General features: G+C 45.6%; 15 protein-coding genes. 11 read left to right on the top strand and 4 right to left on the bottom strand.

The window, feature by feature from the left end:
• Window positions 1–9 precede the first annotated feature (9 nt).
• From hisD to hisIE, 8 genes are all read left to right on the top strand, one after another.
• Window positions 10–1308, top strand: a complete 1299-nt coding sequence (gene hisD, locus ACEN2L_RS17385) for a histidinol dehydrogenase (RefSeq protein WP_306021653.1) — start codon at window positions 10–12, stop codon at window positions 1306–1308.
• Window positions 1305–2441, top strand: coding sequence for a histidinol-phosphate transaminase (hisC, locus tag ACEN2L_RS17380; protein WP_441745381.1), 1137 nt, complete (start codon window positions 1305–1307; stop codon window positions 2439–2441). Before hisD ends, hisC begins: the two co-directional genes overlap by 4 nt.
• The gene (gene hisB, locus ACEN2L_RS17375; RefSeq protein ID WP_441745380.1) at window positions 2438–3508 is read left to right on the top strand and encodes a bifunctional histidinol-phosphatase/imidazoleglycerol-phosphate dehydratase HisB; all 1071 of its coding nucleotides are present in this window, start codon (window positions 2438–2440) and stop codon (window positions 3506–3508) included. The genes hisC and hisB overlap by 4 nt, the downstream gene beginning before the upstream one ends.
• A 2-nt stretch (window positions 3509–3510) precedes the next feature.
• The gene (gene hisH / locus ACEN2L_RS17370) at window positions 3511–4113 is read left to right on the top strand and encodes an imidazole glycerol phosphate synthase subunit HisH (RefSeq protein ID WP_441745379.1); all 603 of its coding nucleotides are present in this window, start codon (window positions 3511–3513) and stop codon (window positions 4111–4113) included.
• A gap of 2 nt (window positions 4114–4115) precedes the next feature.
• Window positions 4116–4850, top strand: a complete 735-nt coding sequence (gene hisA / locus ACEN2L_RS17365) for a 1-(5-phosphoribosyl)-5-[(5-phosphoribosylamino)methylideneamino]imidazole-4-carboxamide isomerase (protein WP_441745378.1) — start codon at window positions 4116–4118, stop codon at window positions 4848–4850.
• Between the two features lie 182 nt (window positions 4851–5032).
• Complete coding sequence (locus ACEN2L_RS17360; RefSeq protein ID WP_441745377.1) at window positions 5033–6031, top strand: branched-chain amino acid aminotransferase; 999 nt, start codon at window positions 5033–5035, stop codon at window positions 6029–6031.
• 198 nt (window positions 6032–6229) lie between these two features.
• Window positions 6230–7003 carry an imidazole glycerol phosphate synthase subunit HisF gene (hisF, locus tag ACEN2L_RS17355; protein ID WP_441745376.1) on the top strand — a complete coding sequence of 258 codons (774 nt, stop codon included), beginning with the start codon at window positions 6230–6232 and terminating at the stop codon, window positions 7001–7003.
• A 1-nt stretch (window position 7004) separates the two neighbouring features.
• Window positions 7005–7625 (top strand): bifunctional phosphoribosyl-AMP cyclohydrolase/phosphoribosyl-ATP diphosphatase HisIE, encoded by a 621-nt coding sequence (hisIE, locus tag ACEN2L_RS17350; protein WP_306021646.1) that lies wholly within the window; start codon window positions 7005–7007, stop codon window positions 7623–7625.
• 43 nt (window positions 7626–7668) lie between these two features.
• Here hisIE and ACEN2L_RS17345 read toward each other — a convergent pair whose 3' ends face one another.
• Both ACEN2L_RS17345 and ACEN2L_RS17340 read right to left on the bottom strand, forming a co-directional pair.
• The gene (locus ACEN2L_RS17345; protein ID WP_441745375.1) at window positions 7669–8793 is read right to left on the bottom strand and encodes a DUF6136 family protein; all 1125 of its coding nucleotides are present in this window, start codon (window positions 8791–8793) and stop codon (window positions 7669–7671) included.
• Window positions 8790–9395 carry an ABC transporter ATP-binding protein gene (locus ACEN2L_RS17340; protein ID WP_441745374.1) on the bottom strand — a complete coding sequence of 202 codons (606 nt, stop codon included), beginning with the start codon at window positions 9393–9395 and terminating at the stop codon, window positions 8790–8792. The genes ACEN2L_RS17345 and ACEN2L_RS17340 overlap by 4 nt, the downstream gene beginning before the upstream one ends.
• A 118-nt stretch (window positions 9396–9513) precedes the next feature.
• Between ACEN2L_RS17340 and ACEN2L_RS17335 the strand changes: the two genes are divergently transcribed.
• Window positions 9514–10071: a hypothetical protein gene (locus ACEN2L_RS17335; protein WP_441745373.1), complete on the top strand. Its 558-nt coding sequence runs from the start codon at window positions 9514–9516 to the stop codon at window positions 10069–10071.
• On the opposite strand, the gene ACEN2L_RS17330 is transcribed toward ACEN2L_RS17335, so the two are convergent.
• Both ACEN2L_RS17330 and ACEN2L_RS17325 read right to left on the bottom strand, forming a co-directional pair.
• Complete coding sequence (locus tag ACEN2L_RS17330; protein ID WP_441745372.1) at window positions 10068–11762, bottom strand: GMC oxidoreductase; 1695 nt, start codon at window positions 11760–11762, stop codon at window positions 10068–10070. The genes ACEN2L_RS17335 and ACEN2L_RS17330 overlap by 4 nt on opposite strands.
• A 2-nt stretch (window positions 11763–11764) precedes the next feature.
• A complete protein-coding gene (locus tag ACEN2L_RS17325) occupies window positions 11765–12334 on the bottom strand; it encodes a gluconate 2-dehydrogenase subunit 3 family protein (RefSeq protein WP_441745371.1) in 570 nt (189 codons plus the stop codon).
• Between the two features lie 312 nt (window positions 12335–12646).
• Here ACEN2L_RS17325 and ACEN2L_RS17320 point away from each other — a divergent pair, with 312 nt between their 5' ends.
• Together ACEN2L_RS17320 and ACEN2L_RS17315 are read left to right on the top strand one after the other, a co-directional pair.
• Complete coding sequence (locus tag ACEN2L_RS17320) at window positions 12647–13075, top strand: hypothetical protein (protein ID WP_441745370.1); 429 nt, start codon at window positions 12647–12649, stop codon at window positions 13073–13075.
• 394 nt (window positions 13076–13469) lie between these two features.
• Window positions 13470–15914, top strand: coding sequence for a CHRD domain-containing protein (locus ACEN2L_RS17315; RefSeq protein WP_441745369.1), 2445 nt, complete (start codon window positions 13470–13472; stop codon window positions 15912–15914).
• Window positions 15915–16296: the final 382 nt, after the last annotated feature.

Raw genomic sequence — 16296 nt, 5'->3', positions numbered from 1 at the left:
GCAACAGTCATGCAAAAGTGGTCAGCGCTAAATACTGAGCAACAGCTCGCTTTACTGAGTCGTCCGGCGATGGCCGACAATGCCAAGTTAAGCCAAATTGTTGCTGATATTATTCAACAAGTTAAAGAGCAAGGTGACCAAGCGTTATTTGCTCTTACGGAACGTTTTGACGGTGCGAAGCTCAGTCAGTTACCTATTGCTGACTCTGCCATGCAAGATCTTGAAGCCCAACTTTCGCCTAAAGTAAAACGCGCGATTGAACAAGCCTATGCCAATATCAAACGCTTTCATCAGGCACAATACCCCACTGATGTGAAAGTAGAAACTTCACCTGGGGTATTATGCGAGTTAAAACACGCTCCACTTAGCTCTGTTGGCTTGTATATTCCAGGGGGCAGTGCGCCCTTACCTTCTACCGTTTTAATGTTAGGCGTAACAGCCCAAGTTGCAGGCTGTGAACGCAAAGTTTTATGTACGCCACCCAATAAGCAGGGTGAAATTGCCCTCGAAATTCGCTATGCCGCTCAGTTGTGTGGCATTGATGAAATTTATTTAGTGGGCGGTGCACAAGCAATTGCCGCGCTTGCCTTAGGCACAGAATCCATTGCTAAAGTTGATAAAATTTTTGGCCCTGGTAATAGTTTTGTGACAGAAGCCAAACAACAAGTGAGCCGTATTCCAGCAGGTCCAGCGATTGATATGCCCGCAGGCCCTTCAGAAGTGCTGGTCATTGCAGATGCCAAAGCCAACCCTGTATTTGTCGCTGCTGATTTATTATCGCAAGCCGAGCACGGCGCTGACTCACAAGCGGTGCTGGTTTCAGACAGCGCAGTCTTAATTGAAGCTGTAAAAGCACAAGTTGCAGAACAACTCACTACATTGAGTCGTCAAACCATAGCGACGCAAGCCGTTGAGCACAGTCGTTATATATTGACCGACTCCATTGAAGAAGCGTATGAGGTCAGTAATGCCTACGCACCAGAACACCTAATTGTTCAGGTCGAGCAAGCCCGTGAAGCCTTAGCAAGCTTAAAAAATGCCGGGTCTATTTTTGTTGGTCAATGGTCACCTGAATCAGCCGGTGATTATGCCAGTGGTACTAATCATGTATTGCCCACCTATGGCTATGCACGCAATTACTCTAGCTTGGGTTTAGCAGACTTTATGCGCCGATATACGGTGCAAGAACTCAGTTACCAAGGCTTACGCTACATTGGTAATGCGATTATGGATTTGGCTGACGCTGAAGGCTTAGATGCTCACAGACAAGCGGTTGCACTGCGCTTGAATATTGGAGAAAAACGATGAGCCAAAGTAATAACAAGGCCATGGTTGAAGGCTTAGTTGACAGACTTGTCTGCGAAAATTTAAAAGTCTTAGTGCCGTATGAATCAGCCAGACGCTTATTTGCAGCCAGCGACAATAGCCAAGATGCTCAAGTGCCCGTATGGTTAAATGCCAACGAGTCGCCTTTTGCCAATGACTATGAACTGGATTGCGATCGATTGAATCGCTACCCCGATTGCCAGCCAAGCTCGGTGATTAAGTTTTATGCCGCCTATGCCGGCGTGAACAATAAGCAGCTTTTGGTAAGCCGCGGCGCAGACGAAGGCATTGAATTACTCATTCGCGCTTTTTGTACGCCAGGCCAAGACCGTATTTTAATTTGCCCGCCTACTTATGGCATGTATGCGATTAGCGCAGAAACCTGCAATGTAGGCGTTGAAATAGCCCCTCTTAATAACGACTTTTCCTTGGATATCGATGCCATAAAAAGTTTTAAGGATGCTGTCAACATAGTATTTATTTGCTCGCCTAATAATCCTACAGGCACCCGTGTTGCCGCCGAGCAAATCGAGCAAGTACTTGAGCATTTTTCTGACTCTGCCCTAGTGGTAGTGGATGAGGCTTATATTGAGTTTGACTTACAAAGCACCTTTGCTCCGCGCTTAACAGACTACCCAAACTTGGTTATTTTACGAACCTTGTCTAAGGCCTTTGCACTGGCAGGTATTCGCTGTGGATTTACCTTAGCAAACGAAGCCATTATTCATACTTTACTTAAAGTCATTGCGCCTTACCCGATGCCAGAGCCAGTGGCACAAATTGCCGCACAAGCCCTGAGTGCCAATGGCCTTCGTTTGATGAACGAGCAAGTAAAAGCGATAGCTGATGAAAAAAGTAAACTCAAGCAGTCCTTGCAAATATTACCCGGTATTGAGCTAATCGGTGATGATAAAGCTAACTTTATTCTGTTTCGCTGCGGGCAGAAACAAGCGCTGATGGACTTTTTAGTCAGCAACAAAATGTTTATTCGTGACCAGAGTAAACAACGTAATTTGGCCAACTGCTTGCGTATTACTGTGGGCAGCGTGCAACAAAATGCACAATTACTGGCGTTAATTAATCAATTTTACCAAACCTTAGGAACACCAGCATGAGCCAACAAGCCATTCTATTTATCGACCGTGATGGCACACTAGTCGAAGAGCCCGCTATCGATAAACAATTAGATAGCCTAGAAAAGCTAGTGTTTGAACCTCAGGTGATCCCGGTTTTATTGAAGTTACAACAAGCAGGCTTCCGCCTAGTGATGGTCACTAACCAAGATGGTTTAGGCACTGACAGCTTTCCACAAGCTGACTTTGATGCGCCGCACAACATGATGATGGCCATCTTCGCCAGTCAAGGTGTGAAGTTTGACGACGTATTAATTTGCCCGCATTTTGACCATGAAAATTGCAGTTGCCGCAAGCCCAAGTTAGGTATGGTGAAAGACTATTTACAGCAAGGCCATGTTGACTTCACCCGTTCATATGTCATTGGTGATCGACCTACTGATATCCAATTGGCTGAGAATATGGGCATTGTTGGCATAAAATACGATCGCGACACCATCAACTGGCCAGCCATTGAAAAACAACTATTGTCTTCAAGTCGGGTGGCTACGGTTGTGCGTAAGACTTCTGAAACCAATATTGAAGTCACCGTCGATTTAGACTCTACTGCCAAATCCAGTATTCACACCGGCCTTGGCTTTTTTGATCATATGCTTGATCAAATTGCTACCCACGGTGGTTTTGAATTAACGCTTAAAACTGATGGTGATTTACATATCGATGATCACCACAGCGTTGAAGACACCGCCCTAGCATTAGGCGAAGCCTTGAAAAAAGCCTTGGGTGACAAACGCGGTATTGGCCGTTTTGGTTTTGCCTTGCCAATGGACGAGTGCCGCGCAGAATGTATTATGGATATTTCAAACCGTCCCCACCTTAAATTTGAAGCGCAATTTAGCCGTGATCAAGTGGGTGACATGGCCACAGAAATGGTGCCGCATTTCTTCTACTCAATTGCCCAAGCAATGGGTTTGTCGTTGCACCTGTCGACCACTGAGGGCAATGCTCATCACCAAGTAGAAAGCTTGTTCAAAGTCTTTGGCCGTGCACTGCGTCAAGCCATTCACAAACAAGGCGAAGCCTTACCAAGCAGCAAAGGAGCGCTGTAAGCATGAGCCAGCAAATTGTTATCGTAAATACGGGTTGCGCGAATATCTCCTCGGTTAAGTTTGCGGTTGAACGACTCGGTGTGAGCGTACATGTCAGTGATGATCTAGGCGTTATTAGTGGCGCTGACAAAGTGTTTCTGCCTGGTGTTGGCAGTGCTAATGCAGCGATGGCCAGCATCGAGCAAAAAAACCTGATTAGCTGCATTCAAGGCTTACAACAACCTGTGCTAGGCATTTGTTTAGGTATGCAACTGATGGTAGAAAAGTCAGCGGAAAGCTTAAGTGGTTCTACTGCCTGTTTGAACGTGATACCGGGCGAAGTAAAACGCATGCAAGTGGGTGATTTACGCTTACCACATATGGGGTGGAATACCGTAAGTCCTCAAGGCGACGCGCCTTTGTTCAAGGGCATACCAGCTGGCACCTATTTTTATTTTGTGCACAGTTTTGCCGTGGCGGTGGGTGAATATACTATGGCCAGTTGCCAATATGGGATGGACTTTTCTGCGGCATTACACAAAGACAATTTTTTTGGTGTGCAATTTCACCCCGAACGTTCCAGCGATGCTGGCGCTGAGCTTTTAAAGAATTTTATTGAGTTATAAATATGATTATCCCAGCCATAGATTTAATTGATGGAAATGTGGTTCGTCTCTACCAAGGCGACTACGCACAAAAAACTGAATACAAATTGAACCCTATTGATGTGGTTAATGATTACGCTGACCAAGGGGCCACATGGTTACACATTGTTGATTTAACCGGCGCCAAAGACACCAGTAAACGTCAGCTTAAATTAATTGGTGACATGGTAGCCACTCAACGTATGGACTTTCAAGCCGGTGGTGGAATTCGTACCGAGCACGATGTGGCACAGTTGCTTGCTATTGGTGTAAAACGTGTGGTTATCGGCTCATTAGCGGTGAAAGAGCCTGCTTTGGTTAAATCATGGATGCAAAAATACGGTAGCGAAGCCATCGTCTTAGCTCTTGATATTAATATCGACGAAAGTGGGAATAAGTTTATCGCCACCCACGGCTGGCAAGAAAACTCAGGAGTGCCTATTGAAGCCTTGTTAGAAGACTTTTTGTCGGTGGGCGCACAACATGTTCTTTGCACAGATATTAGCCGTGATGGCACACTGCAAGGCGCAAATCATCCGTTATATACTGAGCTTGCCGCACGCTTTCCCACTGTAGGATGGCAAGCCTCTGGTGGTATAGGCAAATTAGCCGATATTGAAATCTTAAAGCCCAGCGGTGTCAGTGGCGTGATACTAGGCAGAGCGTTACTGGAAGGTAAATTTACGGTTGAGCAAGCGATTGCCTGCTGGCAAGCATAGAAAAGGGCTTGATAAAGACTGGCAACTTTAGCAAACACCACAGTTAACAATTAATCAGCCATAGCGGCGCTTGTTAATTGCCATGCAAAGAGGCTTACTGAATAATTCAGCGCATCAGTATTAAAGCAGCATAGAGCAAAAGATCTGTGCTTAGAAAACAAACAACTTAATAGGAATCGACAATGGCGGCGTTTGGTACCGTGTTTATGCCCAAGATGGCATTAACCACCTTCGAAAACAATCAGTGGAGCCCTGCAGCAACAGTTGCAGCAGACAGCATTCAATTGCATCCAGGTGCCCACGTATTGCATTACTCCAGTACATGCTTTGAGGGCTTGAAAGCCTTTCGCCATTCTGATGGCAGTGTGCACGTTTTTCGAATGGACCAAAACGTGAAACGCTTTGCTCAAAGTAGTCGTTTCTTATCATTGCCGGCGATTGATGAAAGCCAAGTATCACAGATGATTTTAGATATCGTGGCACAATATGCGGCTGATGTACCGGAGCCTCCCGGTTCAATGTACATTCGCCCTACCCATATTGGTACTGAAGGTGCGATTGGTAAGGCCGCCGCCCCAACAGCAACGTCCATGTTATATGTATTGTTATCACCTGTTGGTGATTATTTTACTGCTGGCGCTAAAGCTCTGCGTATTTTGTTAGATGAGACAGGCATGCGCTGCGCACCGCACATGGGGATGATTAAAAGCGGCGGTAACTACGCCAGCGCCTTAGGTCCTATTTTAAGAGCCAAAGCAGAAGTACAAGCCGACCAAATATTGTTTTGTCCAGGCGGTGACGTGCAAGAAACCGGTGCCGCAAACTTTTTACTGATCGATGGTAACGAAATCATCACCAAAGGCTTAGACAGCAGCTTTTTACACGGTGTCACACGCTCTACTATTTTAACGCTTGCCGCTGATTTAGGTATGACGGTAAGTGAGCGCAATATCACCGTAGATGAATTGCTCGAACGTGCCGCGAAACCCTTAGTAGAAGCCGCCTTATCTGGTACGGCAGCAGTATTAACGCCAATTGGTACCTTTATCCATAACGGCAAAGAACACAAGGTTGGCACCGGTGAAGCAGGCCCAACCACGCAAAAATTACGACAAGCATTGAATGATATTCAATGGGGCAAAGCACCTGATACCCATGGTTGGTTGAGCCAAGTCGTTTAACAAATATCGACGAGGAGCAGCGAGTTACCAGCAAAAGAACCGGCTAAGCGAGCTTAGTTATAGCGGTTGTTTGGGGTTTATATCGGTAAGCCGCTTGTTAGTATTTTTGTCGCTCGTTGCTCACGACTTGATGTTGATTTAAATTTTGCAGCTCGAAACTCGTTGCTAGTAACTCGAAACTGCCCTGAAGGAAATATTATGCTCGCAAGACGCATTATCCCCTGTTTGGATGTAAAAGATGGCAAAGTGGTAAAGGGGGTAAAATTCCGCAACCACGAAATAATTGGTGATATTGTGCCCCTCGCCCAGCGTTATGCCCAAGAAGGTGCTGACGAATTGGTGTTTTATGACATCACGGCCTCAAGTGACCAACGAGTAGTCGACAAAAGCTGGGTAACTCGCATTGCCCAAGTAATAGACATCCCTTTTTGTGTGGCCGGCGGAATTAAAACCGTTGAGCAAGCAGGCCATATTCTTGAAATGGGAGCCGATAAAATATCAGTTAACTCCCCTGCTTTGGCCGATCCTGAACTGATTACACGATTACATGATACCTATGGCCAGCAATGTGTGGTGGTTGGTATCGACAGTTACTACAACGAAGATACCGGTGTGTATCAAGTGCACCAATACACAGGCGACGAGAGCCGCACACAAGTAACGACGTGGCAAACCGCTGATTGGGTCAAAGAAGTACAACAACGCGGCGCGGGCGAAATCGTACTGAATTGTATGAATCAAGACGGCGTGCGCCAAGGCTATGACATTGCACAATTAGCCGCAATTCGTCAAAGCTGTAAAGTGCCCTTAATCGCCTCTGGCGGTGCTGGCGAGTTGGTGCATTTTAGTCATGTATTTGAGCAAGCCGATGTAGATGGCGCATTAGCGGCATCGGTTTTTCACAAAGGCATTATCCCTATTCAAGACTTAAAGGCTTACTTAAGAGCGCAAAACATCCAAATTCGAGATTGACATGAAAATTAATAAACAAAACATTGCAGAGCTGGCTTGGCAAAAAATGGATAACCTGTTGCCATGCATCGTGCAAAATGCCGTAAGTGGTAAGGTGCTAATGCAGGGTTATATGAACCAAGATGCCCTAGCCCATACCTTAGAAAGCGGCAAAGTAACTTTTTTTAGCCGCTCAAAGCAGCGTTTGTGGACCAAAGGCGAAACCTCAAACAACACCCTTGATTTAGTCGAAATCAGTGCTGATTGTGATCAAGACTCGATATTGGTGCTAGCCCATCCAAACGGCCCTACCTGTCACACAGGCACTGAAACGTGCTGGTTTGATAGTGAATCGGCGGATTTGAGTTTTATCGGTGAGCTCGAGCAGTTAATTGCCTCACGTAAAGGTGCAGATCCCGAGTCTAGTTACACCGCACACTTATACAGCAAAGGCATTAAGCGAATTGCGCAAAAAGTCGGTGAAGAAGGCGTTGAAACAGCACTGGCGGCTACGGTGAAAGACTTAGAAGAACTCAAAAACGAATCTGCAGACTTGCTTTACCATTTAATTGTTTTACTGCAAGCCAGCGAATTAAGTTTAAGTGACGTAGTACAAGTACTACGCCAGCGCCATAAAAAATAGACGATAACGGTTAACGAGCGGCTCCACCGCTCGTTTAGCTTGCCTAAGCCACCAGCAAATACAACACAATCGCACTGATAACAGGCCAGATAAAAAACCACTTAGGTCGATGCATAATCCCCATCAAGCTCGTGACGTAAAAGACCAACCACAATCCCCAATGTATAGCCGTGAACACTCCAATATAAGCCAGCAGTAACAAGCCAGGAATGGCTTTACACAAAACATAACAAACGCACTGAGACAGCCGTTTTACCGTCGATACTGGCAAGCTGTTGAAGTAGCCCTGATAGCGCTCTATCAAAGAGAGCGCATCAAATAAACTGCTCGCCATGATCAAGGCAGCGCAGAAACTTAAAAAGCCCGCTACATAGCTTTGCGCCTCTGGTTTTACTCCGTGAAACATAAGACCGAGTAAAATGCTCACCAGCAGTACCCCGACAAATCGCAAACTCTCAGAGCGCGGGCTATAAATGTCTGCTTGAAGCTGCAATCGGTAAAACCCTGTTGGCCAACTACCCAATTTGAAGCGAGGAAGGGACAGTTGCCGTTCGACTAAAATGGCAGCACACCAGAGCACTAAGCACTGTCCTTTTGCCAATTCAGTTACCCATGGCAAGACGAATAAAGGCATAAGCAACAAACTTAGCCAAGGTAGTGTGCTCACTCGCACCGCTGCAACACAGTAATAACTGACCAAAGCAATCAAACCCAAAATAGGCGTGAGTTGTTCAATAACAAAAGCCAGTGGCAACTGCCATAAGGTATTAGCTTGTTGGTATAACATCGATAGCAGTAAATACAGCGGACCAAGCAGTAATATATTGGCGCCGTATACAATCAAACCGAGTTCGACCCACTGTTTTTTACTGTCCGTTGTGGGCAAACTGGCAACATAGTACTGATGCTGAGTCGCGACAATACCGTGATGCTGGAGATGCATCCACGCGTAGACAAAGAGTAAATATCCCCATAGGGTATTCACATAGCGAGTTTGTTCAGAACCAGGGTCAGCTAGGATCCCCCACGCAACAAAAGGCAAAAATATCAGTGCGGGCACTGCCAAAGGAAACAAGGCCACTAAGCCATAACTGATCTGTTTTACACTCTCCAACCACTGCTTAAGTGACTCGTTATACAACCTGAGTCTAAATTGCCAATAACTCATACTGATTCAGGCTCATTGCGCTGCAACTGAATGTGCCTGACATGCTGATGTTCCGCCGCCATGGCCTCGTGACTGGCAATAATCACCTGCCCCTCATACTCGCTGATCAATAAATTCAGTGCCAAACGGGCTTTTTCATCTAAACCGTTGGCGGGCTCATCTAGTAACAGGAGGCGAGGTTGATGCATGACTGCCGTGAGTAAACTGAGTTTTTTGTAGTTACCCAGCGACAAATTAGCCACCTTAGTATGCCAGTAAGGCGTTAAGCCGAATTGCGTTAGCCAATACTCACTGATGTCACAGACAAATTGCTTCGCATGAAAATCCAGCAGTTCTGCCACCGTTAAAAAACTGGGTAAGGCCACTTTTGCGGCACTAATACCAATATACTGTTTACTGTCAGGCCTTAAAACCGATTGTTGCGTCATCGTGACCCTACCGCTGTCAGGGGTAATTAGGCCCGCAGCTAACATCAGCAAGGTTGTTTTACCGCTGCCGTTAGGGCCGCTGATAAGCACTCTTGGTTCAGAAATTTCCAGCGAAAAATCATGAAATACGCAACGATGTTGGTAATATTGGCTGATCTTTTCAAACGCTAACAAATGGCAGCTATCCTGTGGTTAATCTCACTTTATGGTCAGATATTAAAGCATTTTAGTTTTGTTGAGTCCAAGGAGAGTGTGCTAGGCTTTGCGCCCGTTTTTGAGTAGAGGTAAGTATATGAAAGTATTGTTGGCTGCGATGATTATTGTGTTAGCGGGTTTAGGATTTTGGTACTCCCAATCTAGTGAAGACACGACAGCGGATGATGTTAATCAAGTACTGCCGGTGATCACTCGCCAACAGATCCTTCAAGCCAGCGATCTTGTGGCCGGAGTAAAACAAGCGGTTAAACAAAATGATAAAGCCACGGTAAAATCGTGGTTGGTTAAAGCCACGGATCTTGCAAAAGAAGCGGGCTTACCAGAAGATGACATTCATTATTTGCAGTCAGATATGGCGATTAACTACCTTGAATTTCATGCAAAACGCAGTTTATTTAATGATGCCGTCGAGCAAGCTTATTATGCATTGTACGACATTGAGCCTCTGAAAATTCAATATCCAGAAGCGCAAGATTTGTTTGCTAAAGCTGACCAACTGATTGCCCAACGAGATGAAATAATTGAGCAAATTGCGGCAGAACTTTCCTCTGAGCAACACACTAAGGAGCAAACCTTAGCCGCCGCTCGTCTACAATGGAAAGCTCGTTTTGCCGCTAATCAGCAGTCAAACTAAAGTTTACCCGCCTCGATTTGTTTATGCGCATAATCCACAGCTCGTGCCGTTAACGCCATATAGGTGATACTGGGGTTTTGTGTGCCAGAGCTAGTCATACAGGCCCCATCAGTAACAAATACATTTGGTACATCATGCATTTGGTTCCACTGATTTAACACGCTGGTTTTGGGGTCGCGGCCCATTCTTGCAGTACCCATTTCGTGGATACACGCACCGGGAGCCGTCACGCTGTTGTAACTGGTTATGTTAGTACAACCTGCTGCTTCAAGCATCTCAACTGCACATTTAACCCCGTGTTCACGTAGGGCTAATTCGTTTTCACGCAACTTCGCATCAAAGGTAATAATCGGCATCCCATGCTGATCACGCTCATCAAAATTAAGGTACATACGATTGTCATGATGTGGCAGCATTTCGCCAAAACATGTCATGCCAATATGATACGCCCCTGGTTTAAATATCTCGTCCTTAAGTGCAAGGCCCACTTTGCCCTCAGGTATATTCTCAATGCGCCTTGCCCCGCCTTGATAACCAAAGCCACGTTTATACTCTTTTTGCTCAGTTTGTTCGTCTATGTTAGTAAAACGTGGGATGTAAAACCCAGTGGGTTTGCGCCCTTGATAATAATCATCTTCGTTACCCGACCACAATCCAGAAGCGCCCATACCATAATGGTGGTCCATAATATTGTGTCCCAACTCACCACTGCTGTTCCCCAAGCCATTTGGAAAGGTTTCTGAACGACTGTTTAGCAAAATAGCTGTTGTACCTACCGTACTGGCGTTACAAAAGATAATACGCGCATGATAATCAGTCACATCACCTGTTACCGCGTCTTTTACCCTAACGCCTGACGCTTTACCTGCTTGTGCATCATACAAAATTTCCATAACTATGCTGTCGGGACGAATGGTTAAATTACCGGTTTCCTTGGCGACAGGTAAGGTCGCTGCCTGACTGCTAAAATAAGCGCCAAAAGGACAACCACGCCAGCAACGATCGCGACTTTGACACTGCCCGCGAAGGCCCTTATGCACCTCGGGTTTATACTCAGTTAAATTCGCAATTCGCCCTGGTGTAACCACCCGCTCGGGGTAAGTTTCTGCCACGACTTCACGAAATTTTTGCTCAACGCAATTAAGTGGAAAGGGTTTTAAAAATACTCCATCAGGCACTTGTTTGAGGCCTTCAGCTTGCCCGCTAACTCCTACAAACGTCTCGACATAATCGTACCAAGGGGCGATGTCTGCGTAGCGAATCGGCCAATCAACCGCAACGCCCTCTTTCAGGTTTGCTTCAAAATCAATATCACTCCAGCGATAACATTGACGCCCCCACATTAAAGAACGTCCGCCCACGTGATGGCCTCTTATCCAATCAAACCGTTCATCTTCGTGATAGGGGTACTCATCGTCTTTGTTGATGTAGTGTTTGTTATCTTCATTCACCCACCACGCTAAACGATTTTGTTTAGGGTAATGTTTACTGATCTCTTGTTGTGATACTTTGCCTTGATTGGGCATATCCCACTTATCCAACATGGCGGTGGGGTAATCACCGTGCTCAATCATCGGTCCACGTTCTAACACTAAGGTACGATAACCTTTAGTGCACAGTTCCATGGCAGCAAAACCACCACTAATGCCCGAACCAATAACAATGGCATCAAATGTATTATTTTCACTCATGTTTAAATTGCCCACGCTTTACCACCCAATTCTGCTAGCGGTACACAAGGTTTGAACTCGCCAGGGATAGGTAAATAGTTAAGATAATGTTCTGCGATTGCTTCAGTAGATAAATAAAAGGCGACTGTTTGCTGCTTCAAATCGATATAGGCCCAATAGGCATTAGTACGCTCAGCTTCAGGCAGCCCTTCAAGCGCTAACAGCAGAGCTTCTTGCTCTTTCGCATTGAGTGAAGCAAACCCTTTTTCAGTAAAAAATGCTTTTAACTCAGCAAAATTTGTCATGAATTTTTGCTGATAATCAGCGGGATAGGCTTGCCCAAACATATTGTCGATGATGTAGTCCACCTTCACTTCAGAAGCTGATGGGCTGTCAGTTTTTGGTAAAATGACATCGACCAACTGGCTCAATAAGTGAAAATCTTCTGATGAAAAAAAGTGTAAATTTGCAATCACGGGTGGGGTGTTTTTTACCTGTTCAGTGCACCCCGATAACATCACTCCTGTTAAAGGTGCACAAATTGCAGCACCCGTTAGCATGGCAGTATACTTTAATATTTGCCGTCTATTCATTACTCACCTCGTTTACCATTGTTAAGCGCCATATTGCTAGTGGGTTAACAAAACGTTAATTCTACATTGGCAGAATGTGATATCTAAACCGAAAAATAAAGTAAAGAAACGGGTTTAATCTCGATATCAGCCGATTCGAAAAAAAAGGTAACGACATAGTGAAATACCACAAAATTTGTGAAGAAAATTAAGTGAACTTAATCAGCACGCTAAGCACTGTTATTTTTTTGTATTACCTCAAGGGGGCTATTGCTCGTTCGCAATGCGAGTTATGATTTGCTGCATCTACGTCCACCATTATCAAGGGTTTGTATGAACATAAAATTAGTCATGCTAGTACTCACTAGCCTATTTATAAGTGCCTGCTCGACCAGTTCTCGGCAAATAGTAGGTGAAAAACGCCCCGCAATTAACGCCGAGCAAGTTGAGATTTATTACACGGCACCAGCCCAGTATGAGCAAATTGCTTTTATCCAAGCAAGTAGCAAAAATGCGTTAGCCTTTAGTGATGACGCTATGCAACGAGTGATTATTGCGCGCCTAAAAACCGAAGCGGCGGCATTAGGTGCCAATGGCGTACTGCTGCAACAAACTGAAGAACAAGTGACTGGCTCAGTAGGCTCTGGAACCGGAATGTCAGGCCGAAATGTGGGCATAGGTATCGGACTCAGTTTCCCAGTCACCAACCAGCTCAGCCACGCTGTAGCTATTTATGTTACCCCGCCTGCTGCTGAGCAGTAGTGGCTGAATTTAACCGCTTTAAGAGCACATCGCGTTTAATTTAAACAGGCTTACAAGCGCCCTTTGCCCACATAGTGAGGAATAAGGGCGATGTTGATAAAACCGTGCCTCCATCACATGCCGCAGAATAACTGCAAACGATCAACAAGCAGAAAAAATTAACGTCAGCGACTACAACAAGCTTACATAGACAATTTTCTCAACAAAATTAGCTTCTATTTATACCAGCGAGTACAACTAAGGCTAAACGACTGTTTTCACAATATTTTCGCCTTATTTTCAAAGCATGAATTAAGTCATTTACGCCTTTGCGCAAATTTCTGTGATCCTCCTAAAATTTCAGGCCGTAACAAAACCGCACAAAAAACAATCATTTCTTTAACAAGGTATTAATATGAACAGATTCAGAGCAATACTTACAAAAGGGTTAATTGTCGCTTCGTTAGCGGTTGGCTTAACGGCTTGTAATAGCGATTCAGATGATGCCATTACGCCCGTTGCAAAATCTCACCTCAGATTTATTCACGCGGCTTATGATGCACCACGTGTAAACATCACCTATGGCAATCAAACTCTCGACAATATTGATTATCAAGGAGCATCGGCTTGGATTGAAGTAGACAGTGGATCATACCCAGTCAGCGTCGAAGCGAACTTACCCGGTGACAACGCAGACGTCATCAGTGAAACCCTATTGTTAAATGAAGACATGACCTATAGCGTGCTTGCAGTAGGCTCGGTAGCAGACACGAGCATTGAGCCTCTAGTGGTATCTAACACCCTTTCCGATGTCACTGCTGGCAATGTCCGCGTTCAAGTGGTGCATGCAGCATCGACCGCGCCTACCGTAGATGTGTATGTGACTGCACCAATGGCCGATATCGAAGTTGAACAGCCACTCGCGACCGCTGCGTATAAAGACGCCACAGGTCAAGTTGAAGTACCGGCAGGTAGTTATCAAATCCGGTTGACGCCCGCTGGCAGCAAAACCGTCGTCTATGACTCCGGTGAAGTTGAGCTTGCCGCTGGTGCCGATTTATTAGTCATAGCCACCACAAACACTGGAACAGGCTCTTCTCCAGTTAGCTTATTAGCAAGCGACGGCACAGATTCGTTTATCTTGTGGGACGTTAATTCTAAAGCCGATATTCGCGTGGTGCACGCGGTGCCTGACGCGCCTGCCGTTGATGTCATAGCTAATAACGCACTGACCCTATTTGATGGCGTTGCATTTCCTGATGTGACTGCTTACATCTCAGTTGATGCAAACACCTACTTAATTGATGTGGCAGTCGACAGTGACAATTCGATTGTGGCAATTGATGATGCACAGATCACTTTAGAAAAGGGGATGTTCTACACGGCTTTTGCTAATAGCGAGCTTGCTACAATCGGCTTAGATTTAGTCACCGACATGCCACGCCCTATCGCTACTGCCGCAAAAGTACGTATCTTTCACGCCGCTCCATCAGCAGGAAATGTAGATATTTATGTTACGCCAGACGGCGATATTGCTAATGTTGAGCCAGCCTTTGCGGGGGTTGCATTCACCACCCCCATGCTAAGTGAAACAGGCTATGTTGAGCTAGCCGCAGGCGATTATATTGTCACGGTAACAGCCGCAGGAACCAAAACGGTAGCAATTGAAACAGGCATCCTTGGCCTTGAGGTAAACAAGGTATATACCGCGATCGCAATTGATTCTGACAATGGGCCTACGTTACTAACGGCAGATAATCTAGCCCCCGCGTTTACTGCCAGTAAAACCTACACCGTACAATTAAGCGGTAGTCAAGAAGTACCAATGGTTATGACGGATTCAAGCGCAACTGCCACCATTGAAATAGACGAAAGCCTACCCGCCTTTAGAGTAACCCTAGACGCAAGCATGGTAGAGGGCGCAACAGCAGCACACGTCCATGCTGGCAGCATAGGCATGAATGGTGCAGTCGCCTTCGGCTTGACTAGTAATAATGATGGCTTGTTTACCCTAGACACAAGCCAGCTGACTGCAGGCTCTCTTAATGCCCTATTAAGTGGTCAGTGGTATTTGAATGTGCACACTCCGGCTAATCCAGGTGGTGAGGTGCGCGGTCAAATAGTGCCTGATACCACTGCTGTAGTGACCTTTGGTCTAAGTGGGTTACAAGAAATCCCGCAAGTCACTAGCGAAGCAATAGGCTACGGCTATGCTCTGTTCAACACCCTGAATAATGGTGTAACCCTAAACGTAGTAACCAACGGCGTAAACGATGCCACTATGGCACACATTCATACTGGTTTTGCTGGCGTTAACGGCCCCGTATTAGCAGCCCTCAGTTTAGATGCAACAGCCTTAGCAGCAGATGCCTATGTTTGGAGCACAGGTGGTGAAATTGAGCTAGATGACACGACCGCTGAACTACTGCTGTCAGGCGGACATTACGTTAACGTTCACACCCCAGCAAATCCTAGCGGAGAATTAAGAGGGCAAATTACGCCAGCCAATATTGAGGTTTACGGCGTCGTGGCCACAGGAGCACAAGAAGTACCTGCGGTAACAACAAGCGCTACCGCCGTGGGTGCCATTACCTTGAATACCACAACGATGGAAATTAACGGCACCATGAACCTCTTTGATATCACGCCTACAATGGGCCATATCCACATTGGAGAGGCAGGCGAAAATGGCGCTGTCGCTGTAGGCTTTGTTGATGCCGGTGATGGTGTTTGGACGGTTAACACCACCTTAGATTCAGCCTCAATGGGCCTGATGCAAGCGGGCGGCTTGTACACCAACTTTCATACTACGGCAAATCCCAGTGGTGAACTACGCGGTCAAATTACCTTAGGGTTTTAATAGCTGTTTCGCGCTAACACATACAAGGGCACTCATAGCAAATGACTATGAGTGTCTTTTTTATTGCGTGTCTTTTACTCATAAGATGTAGTTAAGCTAAAAATCTTTGTGGTGTAATTTACTGTGTAACGCTCACTTATAAGGGCTACTCAAAGCTCGTTATTTGCCACTCACCACTATCAAGTACTCTTCAAATAAAGTCACTCCACGCGAATCACTCAACTATGACAATGCGCTTAAACAACAGTTATAAAACCCTATACCTAAGTATCGCATTGTAGATTTTTTAAACAGCCTTAATGGGCTTTAATAGGTCCATCGAGACAGGCCAACACACTAACTTGTTTCAAACCTAAACCTAACTACTTTACCTATTTGAGGA

Source organism: Flavobacterium sp. W21_SRS_FM6 (assembly GCF_052119645.1).
GTDB lineage: Bacteria > Pseudomonadota > Gammaproteobacteria > Enterobacterales > Alteromonadaceae > Paraglaciecola.
Note: the sequence above shows the minus strand (reverse complement) of the source record. Positions and strands in the feature narration are given on the sequence as shown.